This is a genomic window from Streptomyces sp. SBT349 (assembly GCF_001083795.1).
Lineage (GTDB): Bacteria > Actinomycetota > Actinomycetes > Streptomycetales > Streptomycetaceae > Streptomyces.
The window spans coordinates 1-12948 of record NZ_LAVK01000215.1 but is presented as its reverse complement, the minus strand read 5'-3'; the positions used below and the strand labels follow the sequence as shown (position 1 = coordinate 12948).

Genomic DNA, 12948 nt, shown 5'->3' with positions numbered 1-12948 from the left:
CCTCCCCCGACGAGGTGGCGGCCCGGCTGGACGCGTTGAGCGGGCTGCTGGTCGCGGGCACGCGCGCTCCCGCGCTGGTGACGGCGGCGGTGGTGCACGGCGAGTTGGTGGCGCTGCGGCCGTTCGGCACGTGCAACGCCCTGGTGGCCCGCGCGGCGGAACGGATCGCGCTGATCGCCGCGGGACTCGATCCCAAGGGCGTCGCCCCGGCCGAGGTGGGGCACGCCGAACAGGGGCGCGCGGCCTATGCGGAGGCGCTCGCGGGGTACGTCTCGGGCACGCCGGAGGGGCTCGCACGCTGGCTTGCGCACTGCGGACGCGCCGTCGAGCTGGGCGCCCGGGAGTCGGTCGCGGTCTGCGAGGCGCTGCAACGCGGCGCGAGCTGACGCGGCATGCGGGCTGACGCGTCGTGCGGGCCGCCTGGGCGCGCGGCTGACGGCGCGCGAGCCGACGTGCCGCCCGGCCTGGCCTTAGGCCGTGGCGAGGCGGGTCTGGGCGGCTCTGGCCGTCCTGCGGCGGGTGGCGTACCACACCAGCCCGGCGGCGCAGGCCGCGGCGGCGACCGCCGCACCCGCCGCGAGGGCGGGCCGCGGCGGCAGGCTGAGCGAGGGGAGCCGCTGCCGCAGCCGCACGGGACGCTCGAACGTCAGGACGGGCCATCCGCGCGCGGCGGCCTCCCGGCGCAGCGCGCGGTCGGGGTTGACCGCGTGCGGGTGCCCGACCGACTCCAGCATCGGGATGTCGGTGACGGAGTCGCTGTACGCGTAGCAGCGGTCCAGGTCGTAGCCCTCGGAGACGGCCAGCTCGGCGATCGCCTCGGCCTTGGCAGGGCCGTACGCGTAGTACTCGACCTCGCCGGTGTAGCAGCCGTCGGCGACCACCATCCGGGTGGCCACGACCTTGTCGGCGCCCAGCAACTCCCCGATGGGCTCCACCACCTCGGCGCCCGACGAGCTGACGATCACCACGTCGCGGCCCGCGGTGTGGTGCCGCTCGATCAGTGAGGCGGCCTCGTCGTAGATGATCGGATCGATCACCTGGTGCAGCGTCTCGGCGACGATCTCCTTCACCTGGCGCACGTTCCAGCCACGGCAGAGCGCCGAGAGATACTCCCTCATTCGTTCCGTCTGGTCGTGGTCCGCTCCGCCGAGCAGGAAAACGAACTGGGCGTAGGCCGAGCGCAGGACCGTGCGCCGGTTGATGAGCCCACCCTGGTAGAAGGATCTGCTGAAGGTGAGCGTGCTCGACTTCGCGATGACCGTCTTGTCCAGGTCGAAGAAGGCGGCGGTCCGCGGCTGGGCCAGTATTTTCACGCCCCGAGCATAAGGGCCCACCATTCGGCGTACGCTGGGGCGCGGTGGTTTGCCTCTGAGGGCTCTCGGGTACACCATGGAAGTCACGGATCGTTCGCGACCGTGCTAACCCGGCCCGACTCCTCCCCCCCCGAGTCGGCCGCGGAAGACGACCCCCGCTCTCCCCCCCGGCGGGGGTCGTCGCATGTCCGGGGGCATGTCCGGGGCCCGGCCGACCGCCGTGGGCCCGCCGCGTGGGCGGCGCCGGACGCCTCGGTCAACGGTTCACCTCCCCCCTGCGGATGATCGCTGTCCGTAGCCGCCTCGTGCGGGTGAATGACTTCTCCACAGAGTCGAAGTTATCCACAGATTTCCCCTGAGGCCCCTGAAATGCCTTCCGTCACGGCACCGTGAATGACGTGGCTGTCGATGCGTTCGGCAACGGACCGAACGCTCTGTGCGAAGGGGGATAGCCGTGGCCGAATCCATTCTGATTCTCACGGAGGACGAGGATCTTCTCGACGATCTGTTGCGGTTGTGCGTGGCCGCCGGTGCGGAGGCCGAGGTGGTCCACGGCGCGCCGGTGGCCGCCGCCCAGTGGGAGCGCGCGCCGCTCGTGCTGGTCGGCGACGACCGGGCAGCGGCGCGGTCCGGCCCCGGCCGCTGGCCCGGACGCCGCCCGGGGGTGCTCCTGGTGGGGCGTGACCTGGACGACCACACGATCTGGGCGCGCGGCGTGGCGCTGGGCGCCGAGCAGGTGCTCCACCTGCCGGGCGACGAGCCGTGGCTGGCGGACCGCATCGCGGACGCCGTGGAGCGGCCGGGTGGGCCCGCCCTCACCGTGGGCGTGGTCGGCGGCAGGGGCGGAGCCGGCGCGTCCTCGCTGGCCTGCGCCCTGGCGGTGACCTCGGCCGGGCAGGGCCGCCGGACGGTGCTGGTGGACGCCGACCCGCTGGGCGGGGGCCTGGACATGCTGCTCGGCGGTGAACGGGCGCCGGGACCGCGCTGGCCGGCGTTCGTGTCGGCCAGGGGCAGGCTCTCCGGCGCCGCGCTGGAGGAGTCGTTGCCCCGGCTGCACGGCGTCAGCCTGCTGAGCTGGGACCGGGCGGACGGCGCGCGGCTGCCCGCCGAGGCGATGTGCACCGTGCTGACCGCGGCGCGCCGGGGCGGTGGGGTCGTCGTGGTCGACCTGCCGCGCGTGGCGGACGAGGCGGCGGCCGAGGCCCTGGCCCAGCTCGACCTGGGCCTCCTGATGGTGCCGGGCGAGCTGCGCGCGGTCGCCGGGGCCCAGCGGGTGGTGGCCACGGCGGGGGCGATGGTGCGCGACCTGCGCGTGGTGGCGCGGACGGCGGGCGGCGGCCTCGCGGGCGCCGAGCTCGCCCGGCTGCTCGGCCTGCCCCTGGCCGGCGAGTTGCCGGACGAGCCCGGGCTCTCGGCCGCGGCCGACGCGGGCGAGCCGCCCGGGGGGAACGCGAAGGGCGTTCTCGCGCGGTTCTGCTCCACCCTGCTCGACCGGGCCCTTCCCACCGCGGAGGCCGCCGCATGAGCGCCAGATCTGAACAGGCGGGGCTCTCGGAGCCCATCGAACCGGCGGAGCTGCCCGAGCTGCTGGACGCCGTCCGACTGCGCCTCGCCGAGGAGGGCGCGGACCCGACGCCGGGCCGGGTGGCCGCGGCGCTGCGCGCCCGGGGACGGCTGCTGGGCGACAGCGCGGTTCTTTCCGTGGTCCGGGCCCTGCGCTCCGAACTGGTCGGCGCCGGGCCGTTGCAGCCGCTGCTGGCCGAGCCGGAGGTGACCGACGTCCTGGTCAACGGGCCCACCGAGGTGTGGGTGGACCGCGGTCGCGGCCTGGAGCGGGCCGAGGTGCGCTTCCCCGACACGGCCGCCATCCGCAGGCTCGCCCAGCGCCTCGCGGCGGCGGCGGGCCGACGGCTCGACGACGCCAGCCCGTGGGCGGACGCCCGGTTGGCCGACGGCACGCGGATGCACGCCGTGCTGCCGCCGGTCGTCGTGGGCTCCCCCTGCCTCTCGCTGCGCGTCGTCAGGCCGCGGGCCTTCACCATGGCCGAGCTGATCGAGGCGGGCACCTTGCCGCCGGGCGGTGACCGGCTGATGCGCGCCCTGCTCGCCGCCCGGCTGTCGTTCCTGATCACCGGCGGCACGGGATCCGGCAAGAGCACCCTGCTGGCCACGCTGCTGGGCCTCGTCGGCGCGGAGGAGCGGATCGTGCTCGTGGAGGACTCGGCCGAGCTGCGGCCCAGCCACCCCCACGTGGTGCGGCTGGAGACGCGCCCGGCCAACCAGGAGGGCACGGGCCGCGTCACGCTGCACGACCTGGTCCGCCAGGCCCTGCGGATGCGCCCGGACCGGCTGGTGGTGGGCGAGGTGCGCGGAGCCGAAGTGACGGAGCTGCTGGGCGCGTTGAATACGGGCCACGACGGTGGCTGCGGCACTCTGCACGCCAACGCGGCGGCCGACACGCCCGCGCGGCTCGAAGCGCTGGGAAGCACCGCCGGGCTGCCCAGGACGGCGCTGCACAGCCAGCTGGCGGCCGCGCTGTCCCTGGTGCTGCATCTGGTCAGGGACCGCGGCACGGGGCAGCGCAGGCTCGCAGAGATCCATGTGCTGGAGCAGGACGACTGGGGCCTGGTGCTCACCGTCCCGGCGGCCCGCTGGGCTCCCGGCGGGTTCGAACGCGGGCCCGGGTGGGCCCGGCTGGCCCGGCTGTGTGATCAGCGCGGCGGAGGTGTGCTGTGACCGGGCAGCTCCCGCAGTTCGCGGTGGCCCTGTGCGCGGGGGCCGGTGTCTGGCTGGTGGCCGGAGGGCCGCCGCGCCGCGGGTCCCGGCTGCTGCCGACCGGTGTCGGCCCGATGGAGCCGGTCGGCGCGTCCGTGCCGCTGAGACGGTTGATGCCGCGACGCCTGGACGGGGTCGAGGCGCGCCTGGTCGTCGCCTGTGCCGCGATCGGCCTGCTGCTGTCGCTGTACGGGCGGTCCCCGCTGCCGTTGCTCGCCGTGCCGCTGCTGACGCCTCTGGCGTTGCGCTGGTGGCGCGGCCGCCGGGCGCGGCACGCGGCGGAGAGGCGGCGGGACGCCGTCATCGCCTTCTGCACCGCCCTGGCGGGCGAGGTGCGGGCGGGCAGGCCCCCGGGCGAGGCGGTGGCCGTGGTGGGTCAGGCCGGGCTCGGAGTCCCCGGGGGCGGGGTGGTCGCGGCCGCCCGGTACGGCGGGGACGTGTCGGCCGCGCTGCGGGCGGCGTCCGCGCAGCCGGGTGCCGACGGGCTGCGGGGCGTGGCCGCCTGCTGGGCCGTAGCCGTGGACGGCGGAGCCTCGCTCGCCGCGGGACTGGAGCGGGTCGCGGGCGCGCTGCGCGCCGAGCGCGAGCACCATGAGGAGCTGCGGGCCCAGCTGGCGGGACCGCGCGCGACGGTGGGCCTTCTCGCGGCCCTGCCTCTGTTCGGCCTCGCGCTCGGCGCCGCTATGGGCGTGGCCCCGCTCCAGGTACTGCTGAACACCCCCACCGGTCTTGGCTGCCTGGCCGCCGGCGCCCTCCTGGAGTGCGCGGGGCTGGCCTGGATCCGGGCCATCGTCCGCTCCGCGGAGAGGGCCGCGTCATGATCTCCGCGGCGCTGGCCGTGCTGGCGGCCGCGGCGGCTCTGGCCGCCCTCGTGGTGGCGCGAAAGGGCCGTGACGGGCGCGCCGGGCCTCCGCGAGAACGGACGCGGCCTGACCGATGGCCCGGCCGCCTCCCCCGCGAGTGGGCGCGGCGCCGGGACCGGCCCGTGGAGGACCCGCGACTGCCCCTGGCGACCGAGCTGCTGGCCGCCTGCCTGGCGGTGGGGGCCACACCGGGCGCGGCCGCCGACGCGGTCGGGTTCTCCCTCGGCGGCCCGGTGGGGGAGGGACTGCGGCGGGCGGCGAGCGAGCTGCGCCTCGGCGGCGAACCGGCCGTCGTCTGGGCCAGGTTCGGTCGGCTGCCGGGAGCGGGCGAGCTGGCCCGGCGGCTGGAGTCGGCCGGTACCACGGGAGCTCCCGCGGCGGCCGCGGTGGCGGCGGAGGCCGCCGAGTGCCGCGCGCGGCGCCGAAGAACGGTCCAGACCCGGGCCAGGCGCGCCGCGATCCATGTCACCGGCCCGCTCGGACTCTGCTTCCTCCCGGCCTTCCTGCTGATCGGCGTGGCACCCGTCCTCATCGGTCTCGCCGAGGAATTGCTGTGACCGGCCGCCGCGCCCTGACCACCGCCATCCACCACCTCACCCCTCGAACACCACTGCCATCAGGAGGCGCCATGTGGACCCTCAGTCGCCCGATCGCCCGCCTTCCGTACCGTCGCCCGTGCCGCTGGCAGGTGAGCCCGTGGGCGCGCCGCGACAACGGCATGATCACCGCCGAGTGGGCCGTCGGTCTCTTCGCGGTCGTGGCCCTGGGAGCCACGCTCGTCTCCGTCGTCACCTCGGGGGCGGTGAGCGATGCCCTGCAGGAAACGATCGAAGAGGCCCTGGGCACCCGGCCGTGAGGCGGGCCGCGACCGGGCCGGCCCCGACCTGGGCTACATCACCGCGGAGGCCGCCGTCGTCATTCCCGCGCTGGTCACGCTGCTGGCCCTGTTCCTGTGGGGGCTCGGGGCCGTGGGCGTGCAGGCCCGCTGCCAGGACGCGGCGCGGGCCGGGGCACGGGCCGCGGCCAGGGGCGAGCCGGAGGCGTCCGTCCTGAGCGTGGCCCTGGCGGCGGCCCCCGGCGGCGCGGATGTCCGCGTCGAGCGCGAGGGGACGCTCCACCGGGTGTCGGTCGAGGCGACGGCGCTCGGCCCCGGACCACTGGCGGTGCCGGTCACGGGGGAGGCGGTGGCCCATGCGGAGCCGGGCTGACGCGCGGGATCGGGGCTCGGCCACCGTCTGGGCGGCAGTGTCCGCGACGCTGCTGTGCCTCGTCTTCGCCGCCGTGCTGGCCCTCGGCCATGTCACGGGCGCGCGGCAGCGGGCGGCGGGCGCCGCCGACCTGGCGGCGCTCGCGCAGGCGGACCGGGCGCTGGACGGTCAGGAGGCTGCCTGCGCGCTGGCTCGGCGGGTGGCGGACGCACAGGGCGCCAGGCTGGTCCGCTGCCATGTCGGCGGCGAGATCGCCGACCTCACGGCGGAGGCCAGGGCCGGGCCCTACGCGGTGCGGGCCAGGGCCCGCGCGGGGCCGAGCGGTGCTAGTGACGCAGCAGCTCCGTGAGGAGCCGGATCGCGCCGGCCTTGTGGAGCGGGTCGTTGCCGTTGCCGCACTTGGGCGACTGTATGCACGAGGGGCAGCCGGTCGCGCACTCGCAGGCGGCGATGGCGTCCCGCGTGGCGGTCAGCCAGCCCCGGGCGGTGTGGAACGCCCGCTCCGCGAACCCGGCGCCCCCCGGGTGGCCGTCGTGGACGAACACCGTCGGCAGCAGGGTGTCCGGGTGCAGGGCCGTGGAGACGCCGCCGATGTCCCAGCGGTCGCAGGTGGCGAAGAGCGGCAGCATCCCGATGGCCGCGTGCTCGGCGGCGTGCAGCGCCCCGGGGAGGACCTCGGGATCGACCCCGGCGGCCTCCACCTGGTCCTCCGTCACCGTCCACCACACCGCCCGGGTGCGCAGCGTCCGCGGCGGGAGATCCAGCCGGGTCTCGCCCAGCACCTCGCCCGTCAGCAGCCGGCGCCGCAGAAAGGAGACCACCTGATGGGTGACCTCGACCGAGCCGAAGCCGAGCCGGGCGTCGCCCCAGGGCACCGTGATGTCGGTCTCCAGCACCGACAGGTCGGTGACCTCGCGTGCCGAGGTGGACCACGGGGGGCTCGCCCGCTCCACCAGGGCCACCGCGCCCTCCAGGTCCAGCTCCCTGACCACATAGCTGTGCCCCTGGTGGAGGTGGACCGCACCCTCGTGCACGGCCGTGTGCGCCGCGGCCGCGTCCACCGTCCCCAGCAGCCTGCCGGTCTCCTCCTCGACCACGCGGACCGGCTCGCCGCCCTGGCCCCTGATGCCGGTCAGCTCCGCCGGGCGCTCGCGCTTGGTCCAGTACCAGGAGTCGCCTCGGCGGCGGAGCAGCGAGCGGGCGGCCAGCTTCGGCAGCAGCTCGGCGGCCGCCGGGTCGAAGAGCGCGGAAGGGCCTTCGAAATCCCCTGTGGAGAGGGGGAGTTCCGCCGCCGCCGCGCACAGGTGCGGGGCGAGGACATAGGGATTGCCGGGGTCCAGCACGGTGCTCTCCACCGGCCGCTGGAACAGCGCCTCGGGGTGGTGGACGAGATAGGTGTCCAGCGGGTCGTCGCGAGCCACCAGGACGGCCAGCGCGCCCTGCCGCTGCCTCCCCGCCCGGCCTGCCTGCTGCCACAGGGACGCCCGCGTGCCGGGGTAGCCCGCCAGCAGGACGGCGTCGAGTCCGGCGATGTCCACGCCCAGCTCCAGGGCCGTGGTGGCGGCGAGGCCGAGGAGCTCGCCGCTGTGCAGGGCCCGTTCCAGCGCGCGGCGCTCCTCCGGGAGATAGCCGCCGCGGTAGGCGGCGACGCGGCCGGACAGGGCGCGGTCGGTCTCGGCCAGCCGCTCCTGGGCGATCAGCGCGATCAGCTCGGCCCCGCGCCGGGAGCGCACGAAGGCGACCGTGCGCACCGCCTGGGTGGCGAGGTCCGTCAGCAGGTCGGCGGTCTCCGCTGTGGCCGTGCGCCGCACGGGGGCACCGCGCTCGCCCCGCGCCTCGGTCAGCGGCGGCTCCCACAGGGCGAAGACGAGCTCGCCGCGCGGGGAGGCGTCCTCGGTCACCTCGGCGACCGGCAGCCCGGTGAGCCGGCCGGCGGCGGAGCCGGGCTCGGCGGTGGTGGCCGAGGCCAGCAGGAACACCGGCCGGCCTCCGTAGTGGGCGCAGATCCGCCGGAGTCGGCGCAGCACCTGGGCCACGTGCGAGCCGAAGACACCCCGGTAGACGTGGCACTCGTCGATGACCACATAGCGCAGCGCGCGCAGGAAGGAGGACCAGCGGCGGTGGGCCGGGAGCAGGCCGCGGTGGAGCATGTCGGGGTTGGTCAGCAGGAGGTTCGCGTGATCGCGGGCCCAGACGCGCTCCTCGGCCGCCGTGTCCCCGTCGTAGCTCGCCGCGCGGACGGCGGGGCCCAGGGGCGCGGCCAGACGGCGTAGCGCCCGCAGCTGGTCGGCGGCCAGGGCCTTGGTGGGCGCGAGGTAGAGCGCGGTGGCGCCGCGCCGGTTCGGCGCGGCGTGTCCGTCCAGCAGGGCGTTGAGCACCGGCACCTGGTACGCCAGCGACTTGCCGGAGGCGGTTCCGGTGGAGATCACCAGCGACTCGCCGCCCAGGGCGAGCTCCACAGCCTGCGCCTGGTGCTCCCAGGGGCGGTCGATTCCAGCCGCTCGTACGGCCTCCGTCACCTCCGGGCGTATTCCCTTCGGCCAGGGGGCATAACGGCCGGGGCGCGCGGGAAGCTGCTCCATGTGGGTGAGGCGTTCGGCCCGCCCTGGAAGCTCCCGCAGACGCTCGAGGACCGCCCGTGGAGACGGGCGTCGGGCGTCGGTGTCGCCCGGTTCGGCCGGGGCGTGCTCGTGGGACATCGGTACCGAGTCTGTCACTGGTCCGACGGACAATGGCTGTAAGACGTCGTCCTGGGCAGGCGGTAAGTGGTTGAATGCCCTGGCGGCTGCCGATCCATGGGGGGCGACCGCTCGTTAGCAAGGTGCTGGAGGATCCGTGGACCTGTCCCTGTCGACCCGAACCGTTGGCGACCGTACGGTCGTTGAGGTAGGCGGCGAGATTGACGTATACACCGCGCCAAAGTTGCGCGAACAGCTGGTCGAGCTGGTCAACGACGGCAACCACCACCTCGTGGTGGACATGGAGCGCGTCGACTTCCTCGACTCGACCGGGCTGGGTGTGCTGGTCGGCGGCCTGAAGCGGGTGCGCGCTCAGGAGGGCTCGTTGCGCCTCGTGTGCAACCAAGAGCGCATCCTCAAGATTTTCCGGATCACCGGACTGACCAAGGTGTTCCCGATCCACGAATCCGTGGACGAGGCCATCGCGGCCAACGACTGAGCCGACCGAGCAGCGCCGCGCTCGTCGGCCCGCTTCCGAGCAGGCGTCGCATCTTCACCCGCGGCCGTCCCGTGTGTCCGTGGTGCCATGAAACGGCACCACGGCCGGGACGGTGTTTCCGCACGATCAAGGGGGATCGTCATGGCCACCGTCGAACTTCGCTTCAGCGCCTCCCCGGAGCACGTCCGCACCGCCCGTCTGGTGGCGGCCGCGGTCGCCCGGCGCGCCGGGGTCGAGGAGTCGGTGCTCGACGAGCTCCGGCTCGCGGTCGGTGAGGCGTGCAGTCGCGCCGTCGGGCTGCACGCCGTTCATGGCCTGTCCTCCCCGGTGCGGGTCATCCTGACCGAGGGCGAGAAGTCGTTCTCCATCGAGGTGGGCGACGACGCTCCGAGCGTGGTGCCCGCGCCCCGGGACCAGACGGCCGCCGAGGCGGCCGAGGAGACCGATGAGCTGGGCCTGGCCGTGATCAGCGGCCTGGTGGACGACGTCGAAGTGATCTCCGATTCCCACGGCGGCAAGATCAGGATGAGCTGGCCGACGCCGACGGTTTCGCTCTCTTGATCTTCTCCCGATCTCCTTTTCTTGATCACCGCCCTTCTCTTGATCTTTACGGCGTGATCATTTCCGCCGACAGGTCATTCTGAGCCTCATTCCCAGGACGCACAAAGATCATCCCTGTCCGAGGAAATTCGGTCTGCTACGGCGAAATATCCTTCCTGACCTCTGTTTTGATGCCACGCCTCTCTCTACACTCCGGCCACGTCTGTCTGATTGGACCAGCGCCGGTGCGTCAAGGAGGACGAATGGCACATCCCTATGTCACACAGGCAGCCGAGGCCGCCGAGCTCACGGGCGGGAACCGCGGCCTCATCCTGGTGATCGCGATCGTCGCCGCGGCAGCCCTGGCCCTCGCCGTGGTGCTGGTGAGACAGGTCCTCGCCGCCGGTGACGGCACAGAGAACATGAAGAAGATCGCCGCCGCGGTGCAGGAGGGCGCGAATGCCTATCTCGCCAGGCAGTTGCGCACCCTGAGCGTCTTCGCCACCGCGGTCGTGTTTCTCCTGCTCCTGCTCCCAGCGGACGACTGGGGCCAGCGCCTCGGTCGCTCCCTGTTCTTCATCGTCGGCGCCGTATTCTCGGCCGCCACCGGATACCTCGGAATGTGGCTGGCGGTACGGAGCAACGTCCGGGTCGCGGCGGCGGCCCGTGACGGCGGGCGTGACGTCGCCATGCGGATCGCGTTCCGCACCGGCGGCGTGGTCGGCATGTGCACGGTGGGCCTCGGCCTGCTGGGCGCCTCCTGCGTCGTCCTGGTCTACGCGGCCGACGCGCCCAAGGTGCTGGAGGGATTCGGCCTGGGCGCGGCGCTGATCGCGATGTTCATGAGGGTCGGCGGCGGCATCTTCACCAAGGCGGCCGACGTCGGCGCCGACCTGGTCGGCAAGGTCGAGCAGGGCATCCCCGAGGACGACCCGCGCAACGCCGCCACCATCGCGGACAACGTCGGCGACAACGTGGGCGACTGCGCCGGCATGGCCGCCGACCTCTTCGAGTCCTACGCCGTCACCCTGGTCGCCGCGCTCATCCTGGGCACGGTCGCCTTCGGCGACGCCGGGCTCGCCTTCCCGCTGCTCGTCCCCGCCATCGGCGTGCTCACCGCCATGGCCGGGATCTTCCTGGTCGCCCCCCGCCAAGGCGACCGCAGCAGCATGACCGCCATCAACCGCGGATTCTTCCTCTCCGCCGGGATCTCCCTGGTCCTGGTGGCGATCGCCTCCTACGCCTACCTGCCGAGCAGCTTCGCCGAACTGGAGGGCATCACCGACACCGAGATCGTCGAGCACGACGCCGACCCGCGCCTGTTCGCGCTGGCGGCCGTCGCCATCGGCATCGTGCTCGCCGCGCTGATCCAGCAGCTCACCGGGTACTTCACCGAGCCCAGCCGCCGCCCCGTCCGGGACATCGGCAAGACGTCGAGGACCGGCCCGGCCACCGTCATCCTCTCCGGCTTCTCGCTCGGCCTCGAGTCGGCCGTCTACACGGCGCTGCTGGTCGCGCTCAGCGTCTACGCGGCGTTCCTGCTGGCGGGCAGCACGATCATGCTGGCGCTGTTCGCGATCGCCCTCGCCGGCACCGGCCTGCTCACCACGGTCGGCGTCATCGTGGCCATGGACACCTTCGGCCCGGTCGCCGACAACGCGCAGGGCATCGCCGAGATGTCGGGCGACGTCGAGGGCGAGGGCGCCCGCGTCCTCACCGACCTGGACGCCGTCGGCAACACCACCAAGGCCGTCACCAAGGGCATCGCCATCGCCACCGCGGTGCTGGCCGCCGCGGCGCTGTTCGGCTCGTACCGCGACGCCATCGCGGAATCGATCGCCGACGTGGAGATGAGCGCCACCGACGTCCTCGGCGAGACGGGGCTGAGCCTGGACATCTCCCAGCCCAACAACCTGGTCGGTCTGATCATCGGCTCGGCCGTCGTGTTCCTCTTCTCGGGCCTCGCGGTCAACGCGGTCTCGCGGTCGGCCGGTTCGGTCGTGTACGAGGTGCGCCGGCAGTTCCGCGAGCACCCCGGGATCATGGACTACACCGAGAAGCCCGAGTACGGCAAGGTCGTGGACATCTGCACCAGGGACTCGCTGCGCGAGCTCGCCACGCCCGGCCTGCTGGCCGTGATGGCGCCCATCGCGGTCGGGTTCAGTCTCGGCATCGGCGCGCTCGGCTCGTTCCTCGCGGGCGCCATCGGCACGGGCATCCTCATGGCCGTCTTCCTCGCCAACGCCGGCGGGGCCTGGGACAACGCCAAGAAGCTGGTCGAGGACGGCCACCACGGCGGCAAGGGCAGCGAGGCCCACGCCGCCACGGTGATCGGCGACACGGTGGGCGACCCGTTCAAGGACACCGCGGGCCCGGCCATCAACCCGCTGCTGAAGGTGATGAACCTGGTCGCGCTCCTCATCGCGCCCGCCGTCATCACGCTCAGCTACGGCGACGACGCCAGCGCCCCGGCGAGGGCGGCGATCGCGATCATCGCCCTGGCCGTCATCGTCGCCGCGGTGTACGTCTCCAAGCGGCGCGGCATCGCCGTCGAGGAGGACGGTGAGGCCGACGGTGAGGGTGCCGCGGAGCCGGCACCCGACCGCCGCCCGACGGGCGTCTGAGCCGGGCCCCTGGAGGGGCCTGGCGCCGCTGTGACAGGGTGGCCGGCGTGAGCGCCGGCCACCCTTCCGCGGTGCCGGGTGTCCTGTGCGGGGGCAGGTCGGCGCCGGGGCGCGCGGTGGGGCCCGGCGCATCCGTCGGGTGGCCTCGGGTGGTCAGGGAGGTGACGCGGTGATGCCCAGGGCCGGGGGAGCGGCCCCGTTCGACGCCGTGCTCTGCGACATCGACGGGGTGCTGCGGATCTGGGATCCGGGGATCATGCCGGGGCTCGACCGCGCCTACGGGCTGCCGCCGGGGACGGTGGCCGCGGCGGCGTTCGGCCCCGAGCGGTTGCTGCCCGCGGTGACCGGTGCCGTCCGTGACGAGGAGTGGCGGGAGGGGGGGGCCGCGGGGCGGGGGGGGGGCGGTGTTTTTTAAAAATATACGCCGGCCGCGAGGAAGACGATGGTG

At 74.2% G+C, this 12948-nt stretch carries 13 protein-coding genes and 1 pseudogene; 12 read left to right on the top strand and 2 right to left on the bottom strand.

Annotated elements, in window-relative coordinates; translation table 11 throughout:
• A pseudogene (locus ADY01_RS23415) lies at positions 1–386 on the top strand (oxidoreductase); the annotation flags it as partial.
• An 84-nt stretch (positions 387–470) separates the two neighbouring features.
• On the opposite strand, the gene ADY01_RS23410 reads toward ADY01_RS23415, so the two are convergent.
• Positions 471–1313, bottom strand: coding sequence for an HAD family hydrolase (locus ADY01_RS23410; protein ID WP_420715739.1), 843 nt, complete (start codon positions 1311–1313; stop codon positions 471–473).
• 454 nt (positions 1314–1767) lie between these two features.
• On the opposite strand from ADY01_RS23410, the gene ssd reads away from it, so the two are divergent.
• From ssd to ADY01_RS23375, 7 genes are all read left to right on the top strand, one after another.
• Entirely contained in the window at positions 1768–2838 is a 1071-nt protein-coding gene (gene ssd, locus ADY01_RS23405; RefSeq protein WP_078900535.1) for a septum site-determining protein Ssd, read from the top strand.
• Entirely contained in the window at positions 2835–4049 is a 1215-nt protein-coding gene (locus ADY01_RS23400; RefSeq protein WP_078900534.1) for a TadA family conjugal transfer-associated ATPase, read from the top strand. The genes ssd and ADY01_RS23400 overlap by 4 nt, the downstream gene beginning before the upstream one ends.
• Positions 4046–4909, top strand: coding sequence for a type II secretion system F family protein (locus ADY01_RS23395; RefSeq protein WP_049577186.1), 864 nt, complete (start codon positions 4046–4048; stop codon positions 4907–4909). The genes ADY01_RS23400 and ADY01_RS23395 overlap by 4 nt, the downstream gene beginning before the upstream one ends.
• Positions 4906–5508, top strand: a complete 603-nt coding sequence (locus tag ADY01_RS23390) for a type II secretion system F family protein (RefSeq protein ID WP_053171132.1) — start codon at positions 4906–4908, stop codon at positions 5506–5508. The genes ADY01_RS23395 and ADY01_RS23390 overlap by 4 nt, the downstream gene beginning before the upstream one ends.
• 71 nt (positions 5509–5579) lie before the next feature.
• The gene (locus ADY01_RS23385) at positions 5580–5807 is read left to right on the top strand and encodes a DUF4244 domain-containing protein (protein WP_049577183.1); all 228 of its coding nucleotides are present in this window, start codon (positions 5580–5582) and stop codon (positions 5805–5807) included.
• A complete protein-coding gene (locus ADY01_RS38365; RefSeq protein WP_049577180.1) occupies positions 5761–6159 on the top strand; it encodes a TadE family type IV pilus minor pilin in 399 nt (132 codons plus the stop codon). The genes ADY01_RS23385 and ADY01_RS38365 overlap by 47 nt, the downstream gene beginning before the upstream one ends.
• A complete protein-coding gene (locus tag ADY01_RS23375) occupies positions 6143–6508 on the top strand; it encodes an Rv3654c family TadE-like protein (RefSeq protein WP_049577177.1) in 366 nt (121 codons plus the stop codon). Before ADY01_RS38365 ends, ADY01_RS23375 begins: the two co-directional genes overlap by 17 nt.
• Here the strand turns inward: ADY01_RS23375 and ADY01_RS23370 are convergent.
• The gene (locus ADY01_RS23370) at positions 6486–8858 is read right to left on the bottom strand and encodes a DEAD/DEAH box helicase (RefSeq protein WP_107081797.1); all 2373 of its coding nucleotides are present in this window, start codon (positions 8856–8858) and stop codon (positions 6486–6488) included. The genes ADY01_RS23375 and ADY01_RS23370 overlap by 23 nt on opposite strands.
• A 136-nt stretch (positions 8859–8994) precedes the next feature.
• Here ADY01_RS23370 and ADY01_RS23365 point away from each other — a divergent pair, with 136 nt between their 5' ends.
• The 4 genes from ADY01_RS23365 to ADY01_RS23350 all read left to right on the top strand — a co-directional run bounded on the left by ADY01_RS23365 (position 8995) and on the right by ADY01_RS23350 (position 12915).
• Complete coding sequence (locus ADY01_RS23365) at positions 8995–9336, top strand: STAS domain-containing protein (protein ID WP_049577173.1); 342 nt, start codon at positions 8995–8997, stop codon at positions 9334–9336.
• Positions 9337–9477: 141 nt separating this feature from the next.
• Positions 9478–9897: an ATP-binding protein gene (locus ADY01_RS23360; RefSeq protein WP_049577170.1), complete on the top strand. Its 420-nt coding sequence runs from the start codon at positions 9478–9480 to the stop codon at positions 9895–9897.
• Between the two features lie 242 nt (positions 9898–10139).
• Positions 10140–12500, top strand: a complete 2361-nt coding sequence (locus tag ADY01_RS23355; RefSeq protein WP_049577168.1) for a sodium-translocating pyrophosphatase — start codon at positions 10140–10142, stop codon at positions 12498–12500.
• Positions 12501–12672: 172 nt separating this feature from the next.
• Positions 12673–12915, top strand: a complete 243-nt coding sequence (locus tag ADY01_RS23350; RefSeq protein WP_199826291.1) for a hypothetical protein — start codon at positions 12673–12675, stop codon at positions 12913–12915.
• The last annotated feature ends 33 nt before the right edge of the window (positions 12916–12948 follow it).

Coding starts and splice junctions, on each gene's coding strand:
- ADY01_RS23400 (WP_078900534.1), top strand. CDS start 2,835: ATGAGCGCCAGATCTGAACAGGCGGGGCTCTCGGAGCCCATCGAACCG.
- ADY01_RS23390 (WP_053171132.1), top strand. CDS start 4,906: ATGATCTCCGCGGCGCTGGCCGTGCTGGCGGCCGCGGCGGCTCTGGCC.
- ADY01_RS23385 (WP_049577183.1), top strand. CDS start 5,580: ATGTGGACCCTCAGTCGCCCGATCGCCCGCCTTCCGTACCGTCGCCCG.
- ADY01_RS38365 (WP_049577180.1), top strand. CDS start 5,761: ATGCCCTGCAGGAAACGATCGAAGAGGCCCTGGGCACCCGGCCGTGAG.
- ADY01_RS23375 (WP_049577177.1), top strand. CDS start 6,143: ATGCGGAGCCGGGCTGACGCGCGGGATCGGGGCTCGGCCACCGTCTGG.
- ADY01_RS23370 (WP_107081797.1), bottom strand. CDS start 8,858: ATGTCCCACGAGCACGCCCCGGCCGAACCGGGCGACACCGACGCCCGA.
- ADY01_RS23360 (WP_049577170.1), top strand. CDS start 9,478: ATGGCCACCGTCGAACTTCGCTTCAGCGCCTCCCCGGAGCACGTCCGC.
- ADY01_RS23355 (WP_049577168.1), top strand. CDS start 10,140: ATGGCACATCCCTATGTCACACAGGCAGCCGAGGCCGCCGAGCTCACG.
- ADY01_RS23350 (WP_199826291.1), top strand. CDS start 12,673: ATGCCCAGGGCCGGGGGAGCGGCCCCGTTCGACGCCGTGCTCTGCGAC.